This window comes from Beggiatoa alba B18LD (assembly GCF_000245015.1).
GTDB classification, from domain to species: domain Bacteria; phylum Pseudomonadota; class Gammaproteobacteria; order Beggiatoales; family Beggiatoaceae; genus Beggiatoa; species Beggiatoa alba.
Genome location: NZ_JH600070.1, coordinates 1,814,637 through 1,834,231, shown reverse-complemented (window position 1 = coordinate 1,834,231; position 19,595 = coordinate 1,814,637). Strand labels below are relative to the sequence as shown.

Sequence of the window (19,595 nt, the reverse complement as noted above, 5' to 3'; positions counted from 1 at the left end):
CCGCCAAGTCCAACAACCCACAAAAACCATTGAATACATCATCGATGCGAAAAACCGTCGTGTTGGTAAAAAAGTCAATGGTGTTCTGACACAAGAGTTTATTTATCAAGGCAATTTAGTTGCTCGTTTTGTCTATGCTTCAAAAGCAAACATCCCTGATTACATTCTCAAAAACGGCAATACTTATCGCGTTATCTCCGACCATTTAGGCAGTCCGCGCTTAATCATTGATGTGCAAACAGGCGTAATTGTTCAACGTTTAGATTACGATGCGTTTGGTAATATCACCCAAGATACTAATCCTGAGTTTCAACCCTTCGGCTTTGCAGGTGGATTGTATGATGTTGATACCAAACTCACACGGTTTGGCGCACGGGATTATGAAGCGGAGACGGGACGGTGGACGAGTAAAGACCCGATTAATTTTGCGGGTAAACAAGCAAATTTATACTCTTATATCAATGAAAATCCTATCAACTATACAGATAGCTCTGGATTTATCGTTGATACTGTATGGGATGTTGCGAATGTAGCTTGGGATATTGCGAATGGAGAATGGGGTGATGCCGCCATAGATTCAGTTGCAATGCTTATTCCTGGCATTCCTGCTGGTATTACAAAAGTTGGAAAGGCTATACCTGAATTACCAAAAGCCTTACCATCACCTACTAACTTAGGTCGCGGTCATTCTAAAGGTGCAAGGACAGAAGCTAACAATTTATATGAGCAATTGGCAATGAAAGAAATAATGAGTAATCCTAGTGCTGGTAAGGTCATTCCTGTACCAATGACAGATATACGTTGGCCTGGTACAGAGTGCTGGTAAGGTCATTCCTGTACCAATGACAGATATACGTTGGCCTGGTACAGATGGGTGGGTAAAAATGAGCAAAACTTTTGATAATGGTATAGAAATTCACTACACCTATAATACTAATCCCTATAGTAAGCTATGTGGAATGGCGGATGACTTTAAATTTAAAAATAAGTAGGACTCATTATCAAAACATATAATATTTTTCCTTGCTTATACAAAATGTTTACCTGCCAGATTGGCTCTGGCAGGCTTACTCTAGTATGACATTTTACCGTATGTAAATACGGTCAGGTTTTTGTAGGGAGTATCATTTTTATGATGGTAGAGAATATTGTTAAACATGGAAAATTTCTTCCTGAATTTTATTCTGAGCGAGGTTATTCGCCAAAAGTACGATTTGATGAGCTTACCATAGGTCGCTTATATAACGTTTATGGAATATGTGTGTATAAAAATGCACTAGAGTATCTAATATCTCCTAGTTATTACTATTCTTTACCTTCTTGGTATCCCGCTACTCTATTTAAAGTCATTGATAGTCGTTTGCCGACGGAGTGGTATTTTTCAGAATACTTACAATCATATAGATATATGATACATGCAATTTGGGGATATAAAGAATTAGTTTTAGATGAGACTCATCATAATAACCTTCTTGAGAGAGAAGAATATGCGCTAACCATTTTTGCAACCGCAAAACAAAAGATAGATGAAGAAATGGGATTTCCTGAATGCAGACCATCAAAAGAAACATAAATCTAACTAAGCAAGTTCTGTAGGGTGGGGATCGCCCACCTCACCACTACGATGTCCTAGGCAACCTCCGCCAAGTCCAACAACCCAGCAAAACCATTGAATACGTCATCGATGCCAAAAACCGTCGAGTCGGTAAAAAAGTCAATGGTGTACTAACACAAGGGTTTATTTATCAAGGTAAGTTAAAACCTGTTGCTCAACTCGACGGACAAGGGAATTTAGTTGCTCGTTTTGTCTATGCCTCAAAAGCCAATATCCCTGATTACATTCTCAAAAACGGCAATACTTATCGAGTTATCTCCGACCACTTAGGTAGTCCGCGCTTAATCATTGATGTGCAAACAGGCACAATTGCCCAACGCTTAAATTACGATGCGTTTGGTAATATCACCCAAGATACTAATCCAGAGTTTCAACCCTTCGGATTTGCGGGTGGGTTGTATGATGTTGATACCAAACTCACACGCTTTGGCGCACGGGATTATGAAGCGGAGACGGGGCGGTGGACGAGTAAAGACCCAATTGGGTTTGTAGGTGGAGATAGTAATTTATTTGGGTATGTGGGGAATAATCCTGTTAATTGGGTTGACCCTTCTGGACTTGATTTTCTTGGAAAAGATATAGCTCTTAGCTATCTTATGAAACATAAAGATATGGCTTGGTATGTGATACAAGTTGAACGAAATCATAAATCTATCGTCATTGGTACTGAATCTGAAGCACGGAGAAACGCAGAGCATTACCTTTATAGTTATTTAAAGGTTAAAGAATCATCATATAACTGGGGATTAATGCATTCTGCAACGGTTGGTTATGACTTTCTTAAATTTTGGACAAATATTGCTGAGTATTATGGCGTTATTGATTCCCCTTGGACTTATACTATAAATACTGTGGATAGTCTAGAAGCTGGAATTGAAGGAGCAAACGATGCATTATTCGGATTAGATAATGAAAGGAGTTGTTCTACAAAATGAAGCCTTTAATTCTCAAGAAGGTAATGTGGGTGGTAAATTTTTTCTATTCAACTATCTACCTGATTGGTGCTGTTCTTGTGTTTAATTCGAACGCTGACAATTTTAGTAAATGGCTAGTTTTTCTCTGTCTCATCATTCAGTCTGTAGGTCACCTCAATATGTATTATTGGGCAGGACAAATTACTGCTATAGTAGCTTTCTTCATTTGGTTTGTATCTACCCCATACAATATTGGGTTATTTGATAATTTTGATTCTGCCGTGGTATTACCTCCACTTGAGAATAGATTGATGAATGCTTTGCTAATATCAATTATTTTTGTGATATCTATTTTCAATGCAATTTATATTGAAAGGTTGAAAAATAAAAGATAATCAAACCAACATAGCCAAGCAAGCATAGGATAGGCATCGCCCACCTCATAACTAAAGAAAAAGCCATCTATCATAATTGGTAGATGGCTTTTTTTATGGAAGAAAACAATGCAAATTAAAATACAGGGATATGAAACGCTGAATCAAAAATTAAAAGCGGTTCGTGAAGCAGTCACGGTCGCAGGTTCTCGTTCTTGCTCGTTTTGTTTATGCTTCAAAAGCCAATATCCCTGATTACATCCTCAAAAATGGCAATACTTACCGCGTTATCTCCGACCACTTAGGCAGTCCGCGCTTAATCATCGATGTACAAACAGGCGTAATCGTTCAACGTTTAGAGTACGATGCGTTTGGCAATATCCTTGAAGATACCAATCCTGAGTTTCAACCGTTTGGATTTGCGGGTGGGTTGTATGATGTTGATACGAAACTAACACGCTTTGGCGCACGGGATTATGAAGCGGAGACGGGGCGGTGGACGAGTAAAGACCCGATTAATTTTAAAGGCGGGAGTGCTAATTTATTTGAGTATGTTGACAGTGACCCTGTTAATTGGGTGGATGAGAATGGTTTATTAGGAACAAGCCCAAGTTGTTCTTGTGTCGCTAACATAAACTCAAAAGTTTATAACACGGAGCGTGAAGAAAAAGACTGGATTGGTGGATACAAAGAATGGTCATGTGAATTTTCATGTAAAAAGCCAGAACCAAATGCAATACCAGACAAACTTCGGGGAACAGAATCTCAATCTTATTGGAAGGATGATGGTTTAGTTGGTATATGTAGAGGAGCTAACTATACTAGTAAATGGAGTCCAGCGGCTGATGACTTTATATGGGAAAACAATCATGAAAATCCTGCCACTCCGTTTAATCCCAAAAAGTGTGGTATTACTGAGCTAGAAGAATGGGCAAAAAGACATGGGTGTCCTTAGATATTTTTCAATTTTTGTGATTTGTTTAAGTTTAATGGGATGTTCTATGCCCCAAGCAGACTGGGAAACTATTTCTATATTTAATGACACCACAGAAATGCAAAAGTTGCTAGCAAAAGGTTTTGATATCAATACGCAAGATACCTATGGAAATACGCCATTACATTATGCTTGTGGATTGGGGCTTAAAGACTCTGAACGTCAATTAAGGCAATTAGGAACGTCCTTAAAACATACGGTGGTTGAAAACACTGATTTTATTAATCTTTTATTGAAAAACGGAGCAAATCCTAATATTCGCAACAAACAACAAGAGACACCTTTAATACCAGCTATTTATCAGGGGAGAATAGCAACCGTTGAACTTCTTTTGAATAGTGGGGCAAATGTAAATTTTCAAACAGTAAATGGGTACACTCCCTTAATGTTAGCTACCTATCATTGTTATCAGGATATAGTGCAACTATTGCTCGACTTTAACGCGGATACCTCGATAAAAGATACATCGGCAACCCCCTTTAGCACTGCTAAGGATATAGCCCAAAGACAATGTAAAGAGGTTTATTCTAAGCTAATTAATAAATAGTGTAATGAGAATGCATATTTTCGCACCATAACGCACCGATTTTTGAATTATTTCACCAAGTAGGGTGGGCATCGCCCACCTTACCATTATGATATCCTAGGTAATCTCCGCCAAGTCCAACAACCCAACAAAACCATTGAATACGTTATCGATGCCAAAAACCGCCGAGTCGGTAAAAAAGTCAATGGTGTTCTGACTCAAGGGTTTATTTATCAAGGCAAACTCAAACCCGTTGCGCAATTAGACGGTCATGGAGAAATTGTTGCTCGTTTTGTCTATGCCTCAAAAGCAAACATCCCTGATTACATTCTCAAAAACGGCAATACTTATCGCGTTATCTCCGATTGGTACTCAGACAAAGATGGTTATAAACCAGAATCACCTCCTATTGAAGTAAATGTTAATGGGAAGCTACTCATTACTGATGGTCATCATCGCACATTAGTAGCAATTAAGGCAGGAGTAAAAGAAGTTCCTGTAAATGTTACAGATGTGACGAAAGAGTTTGGTGATGAACTAATGACACGTACTGCTGAAACACGAGTTAGAGATTACTGATTATGCGTAAGAAAATTTCTACTGCATGTTTTATAGTCCATGTATCTTTTTTTATTGAATTACAGAGACAATTACTTCGTGCATTTACAAGAAAATTTCCTAATATTAATGATTTTGAGTTGTTACTAGATTTCCCCAGAAAAGGAGTAGTTAATATTCGTACTGAACGGTGGAAATTCAGAAAACATGGACTTGGTCTGTATTTTAGAAGGAAATCTTTACAGCCAAATTATGTAGTAGACATGCATACTTGTTTTACAAATCCATATTATATAGATAGTTGGAGGTTATTCTTGTTTTTAGAGTCAGTTAATAACAATATGACCCAAAATGAAATTACTATGATTTTAGAAAAAATGGTATCTAAAGGAATTTTAAACGCAGAAAAATATGGGTATCAGTTGAAAAAGAAAAAATCTAGCCAGTATAGAATAGTGCGTTAGGTGTGTGTTTTTGCACTAGTCCTCTCAGAAACCAGAACGGGAATAGTCCAGCAGGCGGGATTGATTACTGGAATGAACAGTAAAAGGAAAATAAATAATGAACTATGCCTGTCCATGTTGTGGTTACTTAACATTTGATGAGAAACCTTGTGGTTCGTTCGAAATCTGCCCAGTTTGTTATTGGGAAGATGATAATATTCAAAATGATAATCCAACCCGTAAAGGTGGTGCTAATGGCGTTTGTTTGAATGAGGCTAAAAAGAATTTTGCCAAATTCGGAGCAATAAAAGTAGAGTTTGTAAAGACAGTCAGAAAGCCTTTACCAGAAGAATCCTCACGATCTATTGACTAATAACTGTAAAACATTTGTTGCAAAAGCAGCTTGTGGCGGAATATGCAACTCTAGCTCTAATGCTACTCCAACGCGAGTACGGCGATTTTCTTTTAAAAAGACAACAGCTTGAATGTTGTAGTATTCCACCTTGAAATTCTGCAAAAACTGAGCAAAAACAGATTATAAATTGTATGGTGGAATACGCTTTGCTATTCCACCATACTACATTTTTTAGTTGAAAAATTCTAAAAGGTTTTCGCCACTCGCCGAACTAGCGTTAAAAATAACAGACAAGATTGCATAACCGCTAATTTATTTCTATTTTACTAACCCTATATTATTTAATTTTTCGAATTCCCTACCCATTAAGGCAAAAAATTTTGCCATCATCATGCAATACCATCCGCCTGTTGTCAGGAGTGTTTATTCAATGTTCCGTTATCACGCTGTGTTTTATCTTTTACTGTTTGCGATTATGCACTTAGCCAGTGCAGAGCCATCACCACCCCCGCAACCACTCCCCACTGAAACCAGCGTGACCAAAATGCAAAACTTTCCTCCTGTGTTAACCACTACAGGTGTCGCAGAACGCAAAAAAGTCATTCAGGATAATTGGACCGCATTGCGATACAGTCATGATGCAATCGCTGTTTTAAGAAAACAAATCGATACAAAAATAAATGGTTTAGATAGTTTATCTATTACCTTACCGTTATTAGAAAGTGCGGAAATTGATAAAGATGCCGCCAGCATAGAATTAGAAAAAATTCGTCAGGAATATAAAACGACAGATGAAACCATTTTTGCACAAAAAAATGCACATCGTGAAGTCAATCAACAATTGGCTGAGTTACAAAAAACCCCTTTAAATAATCCTGATGAAATTCAACGCCAACAACAACAAATTTCTGAGTTAAGAACTCAGGCAGAAGCACAACGTGCCACGATTGAAGTAGAAGAAGAATTTTTAAAAGTCATGCAAGAGCGTGTCAACATTGCACAGGCACGTTTAGGCTTATTAGCAGAATGGCATAATGCGTTAAATAAAGTCTATCAAGAACGGCAAAAAATTAGCTTAGAAACTCAGTTACAGCAGAATAAACAGCGTTATCAGTCTCTTGCTGTAGAGTTACGTCAGCAATTAACTAAAAAACAAGAGTTAGACCCGTTTAAATCTAATTTTGCTTTAGAAGCAAAACTACAGGAGGCGGACGAAATGACGCAATATGTCGTCTATGATTTTCGTCGTCTCGTCCTACATAAAGAAATTTTACAATTTAACCAGTATTTAACTAAAAATCTTACTGAAGATGATTCTGAAATTGTAGAAGCCAATTTGCGCGAAATGTTGTTAGAAACTGAGAAGATAAAAGCGGAATTAAGAGGTATTCAACAATCATTAGAAACGCGAGTTAAATTGTTACAGCAGCAAATGGAGATTTTTAATAAGCGAAATGAAACGTTAAAAGGTGAGACATTAAAAGATAATCAAGAAGCGGGAAAGTTGATTAAAGCCTTAGCGGAAAAGTTTCAACAGCAATCTGTGGAAATGGGGGTTTTATTGCAAACCGCAGAAACGTTAATGACGCAATTAACCAGCGTGTATCAAAGTAGTGTCACCCGTTTATTGCTCAGGCAACGCAATTTGCCCGATTCCTCCGCAGAATGGCAAGCTTTATTAACGGATTTCAGTAGAATTCCTAGCCTGTTGCTTGCCGAATATCGTTTAACAATACAAGGTTTTCATCGAACTTTTGAACAAACACCACTCCAACGCTGGAGTTTATTAATTCTCGGTGTTACTGTTTGGCTAACCTTATTTATCTGGATTCGTCAAGTCTTATTCCGTCTTTTCAATCAATTGACTGAAACAGGTCAACGGAGTTTTGCTGCAAATCTTTTTTTAACAGGCTTACGGTTACTGCATTTCAATGCCATTGGTATTGCGATTACAGGTATTTTTTTCCTATTGTTATGGCTGACGCAACCAACCACGAACACTGTTTTAGTGAGCTTAAGTTTTGTCTTTTTATGGTTTGGTATTAAAGTTCCGATTAATATTTTATGGTTATTACTTTCTAGTAAGCTTTTAACAAAAACACCTAACCGTTCAAAAACTTATCAACAGTTACGCATTTTTATTATTCTTTTTGCCATCGTTGCTGTTATTACTTCATTAGGGCATATCTTGCCGATTACTTCAGTCACACGCGATTTATTAGATACAGGCTTTATGCTGTTTTTATCAGTGGCATTAATCCCAACAATGCATATTCGCTCAGTCCTATTAAGTCTATTGGAAAACATGGTTAAAGGGTATTGGCTTTTAGTTATTCGCTTTAGTAGTTTATTAGCTCCCCTAGCAATTATTGCTGTTTCTCTCTTAGGCTTATTAGGTTATCTCAATTTAGGCTGGTATGTTGCAAAACATTTAACCTTATCTCTTTTAGTTATCGTTGGTTGGCTCACTATTCGTGGTTTATTGATAGATTTTACTAATGTTTTAAAAAATCTTGCCTTAAAACACAGTAAATGGGGTTTATTGTGGACACAAGATATTATTCCCTTAGTCCAGAAAATCGTGTTTATTATTCTGTTCTTAGTAATGTTATTTGCTTTATTCTTGCTTAATGGTTGGTACACCGATTTTGCAGTACGTAGCACGATAGAAACTGTCTTAGCTTATCCTTTGTTCACCATTAATGAGGCAAAAATCACGGTTAATGTGATTATGATTGCTTTAATTACCCTATGGTTTGTGTTCTGGTTTGGGAGCTGGGCGCGGCAAATTACTTACCGTTGGATTTATATAGGTATTAATGATTTAGGTGTAAGACATAGTTTATCGGTCTTTACCCAATATGTTGTTGTTCTTATCGGTTTAATGGTTGTTTTTCAGGTGTTAGGACTAGACTTAACGACATTAACCATATTTGCAGGCGCGCTAGGGGTTGGCTTGGGATTTGGTTTACAAACGATTTTTAATAATTTTATCAGTGGTATTATTTTATTAGCTGAACGTCCTTTAAAAACAGGGGATTTGGTGAATATTGGGGATAAATATGAGGGTGAGGTTGCTAATATTGGAATTCGCGCCCTTGTTGTCAGAAAGTGGGATAATCAAGAGGTTATCGTACCAAATTCTGATATTATCACCAGTTCTTTTACCAATTGGACGCATTCTGATGATATTGTACGTTTTACGCTACGTTTGCGTATCAGCTATGACAGTGACCCGCATCAGGTCATTGAGATTTTAAAAAAGGTGTTAAAAGAAAGTCCTGATGTTGTGCCAGAACCGCCCCTCTCTCAAGTCAATTTATGGGAATTTGGCGATTCATGGATGGTATTTCGGGTGGATTATCATATTAATGTACGGACTAATAGTGTGTTACAAAGCCGTAATCGTATTGCGTTGAAAATCTGGGATTCGTTAAAACAAGCAGGTATTCGTATGTCTTACCCGCAACACGAGCTGTATGTTAAAAATTTGTTGACTGAACGTGCTGAAACACAAGACCTCTTTGACGAGCCGAAGGATTATAACGGGCTTGCTTAAATGGACATAATTTGAGTATTGATATAAATACTCGTAAAATTTAACGAAAATGCGTGAACTGCAGATAAAACTTGTATTTTTAACATTTAAACATACTTTGTAAGGCAGTTTATTCTTTTAATTGTCTATTTTTATGTGCTTGTGTGCAGGAGAAGAAAAATGCCTATTTATGAATATCGTTGCGAAAGTTGCAGTCATGAATTAGAAGTATTGCAAAAGATGAGCGAAGACCCTTTAGAAGAGTGTCCCGCTTGTCATCAAAAAACCTTAGTCAAATTAATTTCTGCCGCTGGTTTTCAATTAAAGGGCACAGGCTGGTACGCAACTGATTTTAAAGGGGATAAGAAAGCGGATAGTTCTGCAAGCAAAACAGCGACAACTGGGGATTAAGGTCTATTTTAATAGGCAATTTCGCCCAAGAGGCTTTTCGCAGTAAAAATGCAGGCTCATCATTGAGCTTGCAACACATCTCATCATCACCACGTTTTTAACACATTGATATGGCAAAACATCTGTTTAAACGTTGGTTGCCACAAGCACATCATGTCAAGAATCATCCTAATCTACAGTTTTTGGGTAAGCTATTGCACGATGACAATTTATGGCATCTCAACCGTCGTTCCCTATCAGGTGGGATGGCAATCGGGCTGTTTTTCGCCTTTATTCCTATGCCACTTCAAATGCTACCTGCTGCGATTTTTGCGGTTTTATTACGCGCAAATTTACCGTTAGCCGTGAGTTTAGTCTGGATTACTAATCCAATTACAATGCCACCTATTCTGTATTTAGCTTATCAATTGGGCAATTTGCTGTTAGGCAGTCCTGCTGAATATGATTCGTTTCAAATGTCGGTTGAGTGGTTTATTGACGCACTGGATAATATTTGGTTGCCTTTGTACTTAGGTTCGCTTGTGTTGGCTTGCGTCTTTTCTGGGGTAGGTTATATTGCGGTGCGTGGTTTATGGCGTTTACAAGTTGCGCGTGAATGGCAGAAACGCCGTCGTCGTCGGGAGGCGAATGGTTTAAATGGGAACGTGATGGCTGATTGAAGAAGCTACAACACATCACGTAATAGATGATATGTTAATGCGAATCGTCTGTACCAGACTTCTCTTGTTGAATACGCTGATAAATCTCTTCACGGTGAACGGCAACCTCTTTAGGAGCATTGACCCCTATCCTTACTTGATTGCCTTTCACACCTAACACCGTCACTGTGACCTCATCCCCTATCATCAGTGATTCCCCAACACGCCTTGTCAAAATCAGCATAGATTTTCTCCTGTTCCAAGCTATTCCATACGGTGTCAGGTTACATCATTACCCCTCTGTAACCTCTCCTTCCTTCGTGTTACTACAATGTAATTTAGTCGCTTTTAATTATTATACAAGTATTTAAGAATACAATAAGCCAATAGCATTTTTACACAAAGCTCATTGTCTAGTATAGCTATCTTTTTGCCAGAATGGGGAGGGGATTATGCGTTACCTAACGGTTTAGGTAACGCATAGGTAACTTAGAGGGTAGGGATTTTTTCTAAATCAAAAGCTTGATGTAAAACCCGTACAGCCAGTTCTAAGTATTTTTCGTCGATGACAACAGAAATTTTAATTTCTGAGGTGGAAATGAGTTGAATATTAATGCGTTCTTCTGCCAATGTCTTGAACATTTTGCTCGCAACACCTGCATGTGAACGCATACCAATCCCAACCAGTGCAATTTTGGCGATTTTTTCATCCCCTTGAACTTCTTTTGCATTGAGTTGTTTTGCAATGACTTGCAGAATTTCTAAGGCTTTTTTGTAATCATTGCGATGAACGGTAAACGTTAAGTCGGTGGTGTCACTGCCTGCGCGAATATTTTGCACAATCATGTCGACTTCAATGTTCGCATCAGCAATACCGCCAAGCACTTGATAAGCAATCCCTGGTTTATCAGGAATGCCTAAAATGGTTAATTTGGCTTCATCACGGTTAAAAGCGATACCTGAAATTAAAACTTGTTCCATTGAAGCATCCTCTGGCGCGATTAACGTACCTTTACTATTTTCCTCAAATGACGATAAAACTCGAAGCGGAACGTTGTACTTGCCCGCAAATTCTACAGAGCGGATTTGTAAAACTTTTGACCCTGAACTTGCCATTTCGAGCATTTCTTCAAAGCTGATTTTGTCTAACCGTCGCGCGGTTGGAACAACGCGAGGGTCGGTGGTGTAAACCCCATCAACATCTGTATAAATTTGACATTCATCGGCTTTTAACGCGGCTGCTAATGCAACAGCGGTTGTATCAGAGCCACCACGTCCTAACGTTGTAATATTGCCATCCGCATCGACCCCCTGAAATCCAGCAACGACAACAACAGTGCCTTGTGCAAGGTCATGACGCATGGCTTTGTCGTCAATTTCTAAAATCCGCGCTTTGGTGAAAGCGTTATCAGTCAAAATCCGCACTTGTCCCCCTGTGTAGGAGCGTGCGGGGCAGCCTTTTGCTTCTAAGGCAATGGCTAATAAACCGATAGTCACTTGTTCCCCTGTCGCAATGAGGGCATCGTATTCTCGGGGTTTTGGTGGGTCATTCACACTTTTTGCTAAAGCAATGAGTCTGTTCGTTTCGCCACTCATAGCAGAGACAACGACGACAATATCATGTCCTTGTTTGCGGGCTGCGATGACTTTATCAGCAACGTGTTGGATGCGTTCAACAGAGCCAACAGAAGTGCCACCATATTTTTGTACAATGAGTGCCATAATTTGTTTTTAATAATCTCCTGAAACTGAAACATCAGCGTAAATTGCCATTAAACACTATTTTATTTGAGGGTGTAAAGTTGGGTATTAAGAAATTTTTTTCGCGGGTTTTTAAGATTTTGTCTTGCAAAAAACCACAATTTACTTGTGTGTTTTTAGAAAAAGAAAACCCGCCATTAATGACGGGTTTTTAGGAGCGCACGCTAATACCGTGGTGACGTAAGGCTTAATTTTCTACACGATAATTAGGGGCTTCTTTCGTAATGGTTACATCATGGACGTGGCTTTCACGCATACCAGCCAGAGAGACTTTTACGAATTCGGTTTTCGTGCGCATCGCCTCTAAGTCGGCACATCCTGTGTAGCCCATGCTTGAACGTAATCCACCCAGTAGTTGATGAACAACGCCTAACATACTGCCTTTATAGGGCACTCGACCTTCAATCCCTTCAGGCACTAATTTTTCTACATCCGCATCATCTTGGAAATAGCGGTCTTTTGACCCTTGTGTTTGTGCCATTGCACCGAGTGAACCCATACCGCGATAGGATTTGTAAGAACGTCCTTGATAAAGTTCGACTTCCCCTGGGGCTTCTTCTGTCCCTGCAAGTAGCCCACCTATCATCACGCAGTGTGCCCCTGCGGCGATGGCTTTGGCGATGTCGCCAGAGTAACGAATCCCCCCATCAGCAATGAGCGAAATGCCCATATCGCGTAACGCGGTGGCAACATTATCAATAGCGGTAATTTGCGGAACGCCAACGCCTGCAACAATTCGTGTTGTACAAATAGAACCAGGCCCAATGCCCACTTTAACCGCATCCGCACCCGCATCAGCAAGCGCGAGTGCAGCGGAGGCAGTTGCGATATTACCCCCAATGACTTGTACGCTTGGGTAGTTTTGTTTGACATAGCGAACACGGTCTAAAACGCCTTGAGAATGTCCATGTGCGGTATCTACAACGATGACATCGACACCTGCTTCAACTAAGGCAGCAATCCGTGCATCAGTGTCTTCGCCCGTGCCAACAGCTGCGCCAACACGTAAACGTTGTTGTTCATCTTTACACGCGGAGGGTTTTTCAGTGGCTTTTTGAATATCTTTTACGGTAATCATGCCACGCAATTGGAATTTATCATTAACAACTAAGACTTTTTCAATGCGATGTTCATGCAATAATGCTTGAACTTCTTCACGACTCGCGCCTTCACGCACGGTGATAAGGCGATTTTTAGGGGTCATGATGCTAGAAACAGGGGCGTTATAATGTGTTTCAAAGCGTAAATCACGACTGGTCACTATTCCCAAGAGTAAACCATTATCAACCACAGGCACGCCAGAGATTTGGTTAGCACGTGTTAGGGAAAGAACTTCACGAATGCTGGTGTTTGGGGTTACGGTGATGGGATCATTAATCACACCACTTTCAAATTTTTTCACTTGTCGCACCTGTCGGGCTTGCTCTTCCACAGACATATTTTTGTGAATAATGCCTATTCCACCTTCTTGAGCCAGTGAAATTGCCATGCGGGATTCTGTAACGGTATCCATCGCGGCGGAAAGAATAGGAATATTTAAGGTAATTTTGCGCGTTAGCGGGGTGTGGAGTTTAACTTGTTTAGGCAAGACAACTGAGTGGGCGGGTAAGAGCAGAACATCATCAAAGGTCAGAGCTTCTTGAACAATACGCATGACGGAATTCCGTAAGAGAACGAGCAGGAGAAAAAGAAGAAAAATAGTACACTATATAAAACTTTCAAGTATAAAAACAAATTTTTCGCCCAAAAACTTTTAATGCACTGTTAAAAATCAACTTTTTAATCATCGTTTTAAATCATAATCAATCATACTGAAATGCTATGCATCATATCTTGCATGGAATCAAGTAAGAATAAATAACACTTATTTTTTTCTAAATAGATTCAATGGTAAGGCTGGCAGAGTCATAAATCCGCAATCTGTACCCTATCTCTATTCTGTGACAAACGTATTTTAATATAAAATAATCAATTGAATGGGTGAAATCACTTAAAATATTTTCTAAGGTACTTATTATTATTCAATATTATCAACAATTTTAAATCTTATAAAACATCTTTATAGAACCAACGAGAACCTATGAAAATTATTGCTGATGAAAATATTCCCTATGTTGTTGAAGCCTTTTCTTCTTTAGGCGATGTAAAAACAGTTGTTGGGCGCAGTTTAAAACAAAGTGACTTGATAGCGTTTGAAGCAGATATTTTATTAGTTCGTTCTGTCACACCTGTGACAGCCGCTTTATTAACTGACACGCCTGTTAAATTCGTCGGCACTAGCACGATAGGCACTGACCATATCGATATGGATTATCTGGCACAACAACATATCGGTTTCGCCAATGCACCCGCAAGTAATGCAACCTCTGCGGCCGAATATGTCATCAGTGCCTTAATCGTTTTAGCCCAACAACAGGGATTTCAATTAGCACAAAAAACCGTTGGTATTATCGGCTGTGGCAATGTTGGCTCTCGTGTTTTACAAAAATTGCAAGCCTTGGGTGTCACCTGTTTAGTCTGTGACCCCCCCTTACAGACTCAAACAGGCACAATGGGCTATGTCAATATGCACGATGTGAGTCAAGCTGACATCATCACAATTCATGTGCCATTAGTCACAACAGGTGCTTATCCAACTTGGCAATTAATTGACAGTCACTTTTTACAACGCCTAAATCCCAACGCGATTTTAATCAACACGTCGCGCGGTGATGTCATTGACGAAACTGCATTGATTCAACGCCTCGTTAAATATCCCAATATGACTGCAATTTTAGACGTATGGGAAGAAGAACCTGCTATTAATCAACTGCTTTTACAAAGAACAGTCTTCGGTACACCGCATATTGCAGGCTATAGTTTTGACGGTAAAGTGCATGGTACAGAAATGATTTATAACGCGGCTTGTCAATACTTTGCACAACCTAAATACTGGTCAGCCCAACAATCTTTAGCCGATCCTGCCTTATTACGCCTCCGTTTCAGCGATACCGTGCAAGACAATCAAGCGATTTATACCGCCGTCACTAGCGTTTATGATGTTCGACGAGATTCTGACGCATTACGACGGGGTATTTATACCGATGACCCCAGTGAATGGTTTGACCTATTACGCAAGCAATATCCTATACGTCGTGAATTTTCTTCGTTGACTATCCAACTACCTGCGACAAAACTTGCGTTAGCCTATCAATTAGAAGGCTTAGGATTTCAAGTCACTATCAATCAATAACGGTTGACCGCCTTGATTTTTCATCTACAGTTACTCTCATAACAATGGGTTAGCAATGCATACTTGCGTATAAAAACAACTAACTGGAACGCTGTTTGCAACAATAAGAACCAGAAGAATAACGACCACCCTAGATGATAATATGGCTAATAAAACTCCTCATGATGTTACGACACAAGCAGATGAAATTGTTGCCGTTGAAAATCAATTACAAGCGACCTTGTCACGTGAATTAAAAGAATTCCGTTTAGTTGCCGAACAACTTAAAGGAAGCCTTGTTGATTTTCACCAACAATCAGCACATACCGATGAATGGATGAATGATATTCTGCAAAAAGCAGATTTACTCTACCAAGACTCGTTAAATACCTTTGCCAACGAGAATTTAAAGGTATTGCATCAAGCGCAAATAACACGCGAAATTTCCGAAAAAACCAAAGAGCTAGAAGCTCAACTTTCTGAAATAAATCAACTAAAGAACATAGTCACAACACAACAAACTGATTACAGCGAGATACGTGATCAACAAGAAATTGAACGTTTAGAAAGCGAATTGCACGCCTTAGAACACGCGCGTTATGCCCCAACACACATCACAAAAACCGCGCCAAAAACCACAAAAGAATTAAAAGATATTGATTTATCATTAGAAGCAGAGGAATTATTAAAAAAACTAAAAAGCTAATTTTTAGCGACCCAACGCTTTCTAATCTCCCGCCATTCTGAACGGGGTTTTAACCCCCATTCATCCTACTGTTACAAACCGCAATGTTTCTTCAGTATTGCTTCAAACTTGATATAAATACACCTGACTATTTTTCCCGTGAATCGATTCGCATCTATGCTTAAAATAATGAGTGACCATACTCAGATGTTGAGAGATGCAAACGACATCCCCCCGTAACGAGATTGGATCGAGGAGTTTTTACTATAATGCAATCCCAATCCCATGATTTTAAACAGCGTGCAACGGCTGCTTTGCGTGATGTGCAGTTACAAAAAGCAATGGCAAATGCTAAAACAGGTTTCATCGACAAACGTCGTCTTGCTGTACAAGCATTACCAGAATTCGAAGCCTTACGGACACGTGCAAAAGAAATTAAAGAGCATACGCTCAAGTATTTAGATTTCTATTTAGAACAATTTGAAAAACAAGTGGTTGCAAGCGGTGGGCAAGTCCACTGGGCAGACACCGCCGAGACTGCACGTCATATCATCGTCAAACTCTGTAAAGATGCCAATGCCAAAGTTATTACTAAAGGTAAGTCAATGATAGGCGAAGAAATTGCCATCAATGAAGCCTTAGAAGCAGAACAATTTGAAGTCGTAGAAACTGATTTAGGCGAATATATCATTCAACTCGCCAAAGAACCGCCAAGCCATATCATTGCCCCTGCGGTACACAAAACCCGCGAACAAATTACCGAATTATTCCATCAGCATCATCAACAATATGGACTCACTGAAAAACAAACAGAACGCGCGGCACTCGTCAATGAAGCTCGCCAAGTGTTACGTAAAAAATATTTAATTGCTGATGTAGGCATTACAGGCGCGAATTTTCTTGTCGCAGAAACAGGCTCTACCGTCATTGTTACCAATGAAGGCAATGGCGATTTAACCAATTGCTTACCCCGTGTGCATATCGTCACTGCGAGCATAGACAAAGTTATCCCCACGTTAGAAGACATGACAACTATCATTCGTCTTTTAGGACGCAGCGCGACAGGGCAAGAAATGACTGCCTACACCACCCTAACCACAGGGATTAAACGCACAGGCGATATCAGCGGCGCGGAAGCCTTTCACGTTGTCCTACTTGATAATGGACGCTCACGCATGTTAGGCAATGAATTCCACGACATGCTACGTTGCATCCGCTGTGGGGCTTGTCTCAACCACTGCCCAGTCTATGGCTCAATTGGTGGACATGCCTATGGCTGGGTTTACCCAGGACCTATGGGCTCGGTACTCACACCGATTATGCTAGGATTACAAGAAGCAGGCGATTTACCCAACGCCTGCACACTCAATGGACGCTGTCAACAAGTCTGTCCGATGAGCATTCCATTACCAACCATGCTACGCCATCACCGTATTCGCCAATATAAACAAGGCTTAGTACACGGTCGCGCCCGCTGGGCATTAACCCTCTGGGCATTCTTTGCAAAACACCCCCGTTTATATCATGCAGGAACAGCCATAAAAGCAAAAATTTTACGCTTTTTCGGAAAAAAACATGGTTATTTTCAACAGCTACCCTTTGCCAGTGCTTGGACTGTCAGTCGTGATATGCCCGCCCCTCAAGGAGAAACCTTTATGTCTCACTGGAAACGCTTACAAAAAGGGTTTAATCAATGACAACCGCCCGCGACACTATTTTTACTCAAATTCGCCACTCTTTAGGTAGGCAAACTGCTCTTGATGAATTAACCCAACAACGGTTAGAAAATCGCTTGCAACAACATTCCATCCATGAACAACCTACGTTACAACTTTCTTTACGCGATAAATTTATCTATCAATTGGAAAAAGTGGCGGGAAGTTATGAACAAATTGCCCACGAGCAAGAAATCCCTGCCTGTATCAGTCGTTACCTAAGTACACAAAGTTTACCCGCGCAATTAGTGATGGATGCTCATCTCAAGCATTTAGCATGGGAAAGTACCTTTTTAAACGTTGCCTATCGCACGGCACAACAAGATGATGTCATCAGCGTCACCCAAGCCTTTGCGGGAGTTGCTGAAACAGGTAGCATCGTAATGTTATCTAGCCCTGCTAGCCCAACAACATTAAATTTTTTACCAGATGTACATATCGTTGTTTTATCACTCAACGATTTACTACCTCATATCGAATCAGTTTGGGAAAAACTGCGACAAACCCATGCAAATATTCCTCGCACCATCAATTTTATTACAGGACCTTCACGCACTGCCGATATTGAACAAACCATTCAATTAGGTGCACATGGCCCTAGACGATTACACGTTTTACTGGTTGGCTAAAAAACTGAGTTCTGCGAGTTTTTTAAGAAAAGATAACGGCTTGCCTGAATCAGAATTCACAGAATTTTCAGAATTAGCAGAATTAAAAAGTGTCATTCACCTGACTTTTTGGTTTGAGGGTTTTAAATTCTGCTAGTTCTGTTAATCCTGATTCAGATAATGTTTTAATCTTGTCTGATGAATCCCAATGAAAAACAGGAGAGTAACCTCTGCCAGTCCTTCAACCCTTTTCGCGTGTTCCGACAGACCTGCTAGGTTTTGAAAACCTAGCAGGTCTCTGTTTTATTTTATAAAACTCGCCGAACTCACGTTTATTAGGTAGGAGTATTGATAGGGATAATCAGGGGTTAGAGGAATCTACTCATTTAGGTATGTTAACGGATGAAGATGAAACGCTACCTAATGAAGAAAGAGATAAGCGGGAGAGTAAGGGGGTGGAGTATTGGGTAGAGAAATTGGGTAAAGATTCTACTTGGGATGTTGATACCCCAATTCGGGCAGGTAAAGGTAGAGAGTAGTTATATGAGTCTAGGTATGAGCCAAGAGAAGGCAACTCAGGTTAAGCGGGCTTTAAAGGGGTAGGTCAGTAGGGCGGTTTACCGCCCTTTTTTTTGGGGGTAGGTATGCAATTAGAACAAGCGGACTGGGTAGGGGGATTACCCATCAAAGGAAAAATGGATGAGCGGCTTGAGGAGTTGGAACAGGTTATTGAAAAGGAGTTAAGCGCGTTTTATCGGGTTGGAAATGCGTTAGTGGAGATTCGGGATAAGCGGTTATATCGGTTAAAGGGTTATGAGAATTTCGAGGCGTATTGCGTTGAGGTGTGGAAGATGCACCGACAACATGCACATCGTTTGATTAATGCAAGCGCGGTTGTGCGTAATTTGTCCTCAGTTGGTGACATGCCAAAGAATGAGGCGCAGGTTAGACCGTTAGTGGGTTTACCCCCTGAGAAACAGCGGGAGGTGTGGGAAACGGTTTGTCAGTCTGGAAAGGTGACAGCGGAACGGGTTCAGGCTGTACTTGCCGTTGAGGTTGACCCGTTGGTTAAGGCTCAGGCGGTTTATCAGTCTTGGGGTGAACGTTGTGAGCAGGTTAAGGAGCTGATTCAGTCACGACGGGATGATGAGGTATTAGTAAATATACGTCCTAAGTTGGAGAAGATTTTACGGTTGTTGGATGAGGTCGATAGGGTGTTGTGTCCTAATAAGGGGTTTAAGTAATGCAG

19 protein-coding genes are annotated in these 19,595 nt (G+C 40.0%); 15 read left to right on the top strand and 4 right to left on the bottom strand.

Annotation, left to right across the window (positions count from 1 at the left end; genetic code table 11):
- The first annotated feature begins 28 nt into the window (after positions 1–28).
- From BEGALDRAFT_RS19385 to BEGALDRAFT_RS07375, 7 genes are all read left to right on the top strand, one after another.
- Positions 29–826: an RHS repeat domain-containing protein gene (locus BEGALDRAFT_RS19385; protein ID WP_456297503.1), complete on the top strand. Its 798-nt coding sequence runs from the start codon at positions 29–31 to the stop codon at positions 824–826.
- Between the two features lie 306 nt (positions 827–1,132).
- Complete coding sequence (locus BEGALDRAFT_RS07405) at positions 1,133–1,573, top strand: hypothetical protein (RefSeq protein WP_002685262.1); 441 nt, start codon at positions 1,133–1,135, stop codon at positions 1,571–1,573.
- A gap of 95 nt (positions 1,574–1,668) precedes the next feature.
- Positions 1,669–2,550: an RHS repeat-associated core domain-containing protein gene (locus BEGALDRAFT_RS07400; protein ID WP_081484154.1), complete on the top strand. Its 882-nt coding sequence runs from the start codon at positions 1,669–1,671 to the stop codon at positions 2,548–2,550.
- A 537-nt stretch (positions 2,551–3,087) separates the two neighbouring features.
- Positions 3,088–3,858, top strand: coding sequence for an RHS repeat domain-containing protein (locus BEGALDRAFT_RS07390; protein ID WP_002685259.1), 771 nt, complete (start codon positions 3,088–3,090; stop codon positions 3,856–3,858).
- 46 nt (positions 3,859–3,904) lie between these two features.
- A complete protein-coding gene (locus BEGALDRAFT_RS18100; protein WP_050978422.1) occupies positions 3,905–4,444 on the top strand; it encodes an ankyrin repeat domain-containing protein in 540 nt (179 codons plus the stop codon).
- Positions 4,445–5,004: 560 nt separating this feature from the next.
- On the top strand, positions 5,005–5,445 hold the full coding sequence (locus BEGALDRAFT_RS07380) for a DUF6896 domain-containing protein (protein ID WP_002685257.1): 441 nt from the start codon (positions 5,005–5,007) through the stop codon (positions 5,443–5,445).
- A gap of 97 nt (positions 5,446–5,542) precedes the next feature.
- On the top strand, positions 5,543–5,797 hold the full coding sequence (locus BEGALDRAFT_RS07375) for a CPCC family cysteine-rich protein (protein ID WP_002685255.1): 255 nt from the start codon (positions 5,543–5,545) through the stop codon (positions 5,795–5,797).
- Here BEGALDRAFT_RS07375 and BEGALDRAFT_RS19155 read toward each other — a convergent pair.
- Entirely contained in the window at positions 5,780–5,926 is a 147-nt protein-coding gene (locus BEGALDRAFT_RS19155; protein ID WP_157237562.1) for a hypothetical protein, read from the bottom strand. The genes BEGALDRAFT_RS07375 and BEGALDRAFT_RS19155 overlap by 18 nt on opposite strands.
- A 283-nt stretch (positions 5,927–6,209) precedes the next feature.
- Between BEGALDRAFT_RS19155 and BEGALDRAFT_RS07370 the strand changes: the two genes are divergently transcribed.
- From BEGALDRAFT_RS07370 to BEGALDRAFT_RS07360, 3 genes are all read left to right on the top strand, one after another.
- Entirely contained in the window at positions 6,210–9,338 is a 3,129-nt protein-coding gene (locus BEGALDRAFT_RS07370; protein WP_002685252.1) for a mechanosensitive ion channel domain-containing protein, read from the top strand.
- A 159-nt stretch (positions 9,339–9,497) separates the two neighbouring features.
- Positions 9,498–9,728, top strand: a complete 231-nt coding sequence (locus BEGALDRAFT_RS07365) for an FmdB family zinc ribbon protein (RefSeq protein ID WP_002685251.1) — start codon at positions 9,498–9,500, stop codon at positions 9,726–9,728.
- Positions 9,729–9,838: 110 nt separating this feature from the next.
- Positions 9,839–10,387 (top strand): DUF2062 domain-containing protein, encoded by a 549-nt coding sequence (locus BEGALDRAFT_RS07360; protein ID WP_002685250.1) that lies wholly within the window; start codon positions 9,839–9,841, stop codon positions 10,385–10,387.
- Positions 10,388–10,421: 34 nt separating this feature from the next.
- On the opposite strand, the gene csrA is transcribed toward BEGALDRAFT_RS07360, so the two are convergent.
- The 3 genes from csrA to guaB all read right to left on the bottom strand — a co-directional run bounded on the left by csrA (position 10,422) and on the right by guaB (position 13,781).
- The gene (gene csrA / locus BEGALDRAFT_RS07355) at positions 10,422–10,610 is read right to left on the bottom strand and encodes a carbon storage regulator CsrA (protein ID WP_002685249.1); all 189 of its coding nucleotides are present in this window, start codon (positions 10,608–10,610) and stop codon (positions 10,422–10,424) included.
- A 245-nt stretch (positions 10,611–10,855) separates the two neighbouring features.
- The gene (locus tag BEGALDRAFT_RS07350) at positions 10,856–12,088 is read right to left on the bottom strand and encodes an aspartate kinase (protein ID WP_002685247.1); all 1,233 of its coding nucleotides are present in this window, start codon (positions 12,086–12,088) and stop codon (positions 10,856–10,858) included.
- Between the two features lie 226 nt (positions 12,089–12,314).
- Positions 12,315–13,781, bottom strand: coding sequence for an IMP dehydrogenase (gene guaB, locus BEGALDRAFT_RS07345; RefSeq protein ID WP_002685245.1), 1,467 nt, complete (start codon positions 13,779–13,781; stop codon positions 12,315–12,317).
- A gap of 426 nt (positions 13,782–14,207) precedes the next feature.
- Between guaB and BEGALDRAFT_RS07340 the strand changes: the two genes are divergently transcribed.
- From BEGALDRAFT_RS07340 to BEGALDRAFT_RS18095, 5 genes are all read left to right on the top strand, one after another.
- Complete coding sequence (locus BEGALDRAFT_RS07340) at positions 14,208–15,359, top strand: 4-phosphoerythronate dehydrogenase (protein WP_002685243.1); 1,152 nt, start codon at positions 14,208–14,210, stop codon at positions 15,357–15,359.
- A 142-nt stretch (positions 15,360–15,501) separates the two neighbouring features.
- Positions 15,502–16,044: a hypothetical protein gene (locus BEGALDRAFT_RS07335; RefSeq protein WP_002685241.1), complete on the top strand. Its 543-nt coding sequence runs from the start codon at positions 15,502–15,504 to the stop codon at positions 16,042–16,044.
- A 248-nt stretch (positions 16,045–16,292) separates the two neighbouring features.
- Positions 16,293–17,720 (top strand): LutB/LldF family L-lactate oxidation iron-sulfur protein, encoded by a 1,428-nt coding sequence (locus tag BEGALDRAFT_RS07330; RefSeq protein WP_002685239.1) that lies wholly within the window; start codon positions 16,293–16,295, stop codon positions 17,718–17,720.
- Positions 17,717–18,367: a LutC/YkgG family protein gene (locus BEGALDRAFT_RS07325; protein ID WP_002685237.1), complete on the top strand. Its 651-nt coding sequence runs from the start codon at positions 17,717–17,719 to the stop codon at positions 18,365–18,367. Before BEGALDRAFT_RS07330 ends, BEGALDRAFT_RS07325 begins: the two co-directional genes overlap by 4 nt.
- Before the next feature lie 623 nt (positions 18,368–18,990).
- Positions 18,991–19,590, top strand: coding sequence for a hypothetical protein (locus BEGALDRAFT_RS18095; RefSeq protein WP_002685231.1), 600 nt, complete (start codon positions 18,991–18,993; stop codon positions 19,588–19,590).
- The last annotated feature ends 5 nt before the right edge of the window (positions 19,591–19,595 follow it).

Excerpts from the sequence above, each read along its gene's own strand:
- BEGALDRAFT_RS07405 (WP_002685262.1), top strand. The coding sequence starts at position 1,133 with ATGATGGTAGAGAATATTGTTAAACATGGAAAATTTCTTCCTGAATTT.
- BEGALDRAFT_RS18100 (WP_050978422.1), top strand. The coding sequence starts at position 3,905 with ATGCCCCAAGCAGACTGGGAAACTATTTCTATATTTAATGACACCACA.
- BEGALDRAFT_RS07380 (WP_002685257.1), top strand. The coding sequence starts at position 5,005 with ATGCGTAAGAAAATTTCTACTGCATGTTTTATAGTCCATGTATCTTTT.
- BEGALDRAFT_RS07375 (WP_002685255.1), top strand. The coding sequence starts at position 5,543 with ATGAACTATGCCTGTCCATGTTGTGGTTACTTAACATTTGATGAGAAA.
- BEGALDRAFT_RS07370 (WP_002685252.1), top strand. The coding sequence starts at position 6,210 with ATGTTCCGTTATCACGCTGTGTTTTATCTTTTACTGTTTGCGATTATG.
- BEGALDRAFT_RS07365 (WP_002685251.1), top strand. The coding sequence starts at position 9,498 with ATGCCTATTTATGAATATCGTTGCGAAAGTTGCAGTCATGAATTAGAA.
- BEGALDRAFT_RS07360 (WP_002685250.1), top strand. The coding sequence starts at position 9,839 with ATGGCAAAACATCTGTTTAAACGTTGGTTGCCACAAGCACATCATGTC.
- csrA (WP_002685249.1), bottom strand. The coding sequence starts at position 10,610 with ATGCTGATTTTGACAAGGCGTGTTGGGGAATCACTGATGATAGGGGAT.
- BEGALDRAFT_RS07350 (WP_002685247.1), bottom strand. The coding sequence starts at position 12,088 with ATGGCACTCATTGTACAAAAATATGGTGGCACTTCTGTTGGCTCTGTT.
- guaB (WP_002685245.1), bottom strand. The coding sequence starts at position 13,781 with ATGCGTATTGTTCAAGAAGCTCTGACCTTTGATGATGTTCTGCTCTTA.
- BEGALDRAFT_RS07340 (WP_002685243.1), top strand. The coding sequence starts at position 14,208 with ATGAAAATTATTGCTGATGAAAATATTCCCTATGTTGTTGAAGCCTTT.
- BEGALDRAFT_RS07335 (WP_002685241.1), top strand. The coding sequence starts at position 15,502 with ATGGCTAATAAAACTCCTCATGATGTTACGACACAAGCAGATGAAATT.
- BEGALDRAFT_RS07330 (WP_002685239.1), top strand. The coding sequence starts at position 16,293 with ATGCAATCCCAATCCCATGATTTTAAACAGCGTGCAACGGCTGCTTTG.
- BEGALDRAFT_RS07325 (WP_002685237.1), top strand. The coding sequence starts at position 17,717 with ATGACAACCGCCCGCGACACTATTTTTACTCAAATTCGCCACTCTTTA.
- BEGALDRAFT_RS18095 (WP_002685231.1), top strand. The coding sequence starts at position 18,991 with ATGCAATTAGAACAAGCGGACTGGGTAGGGGGATTACCCATCAAAGGA.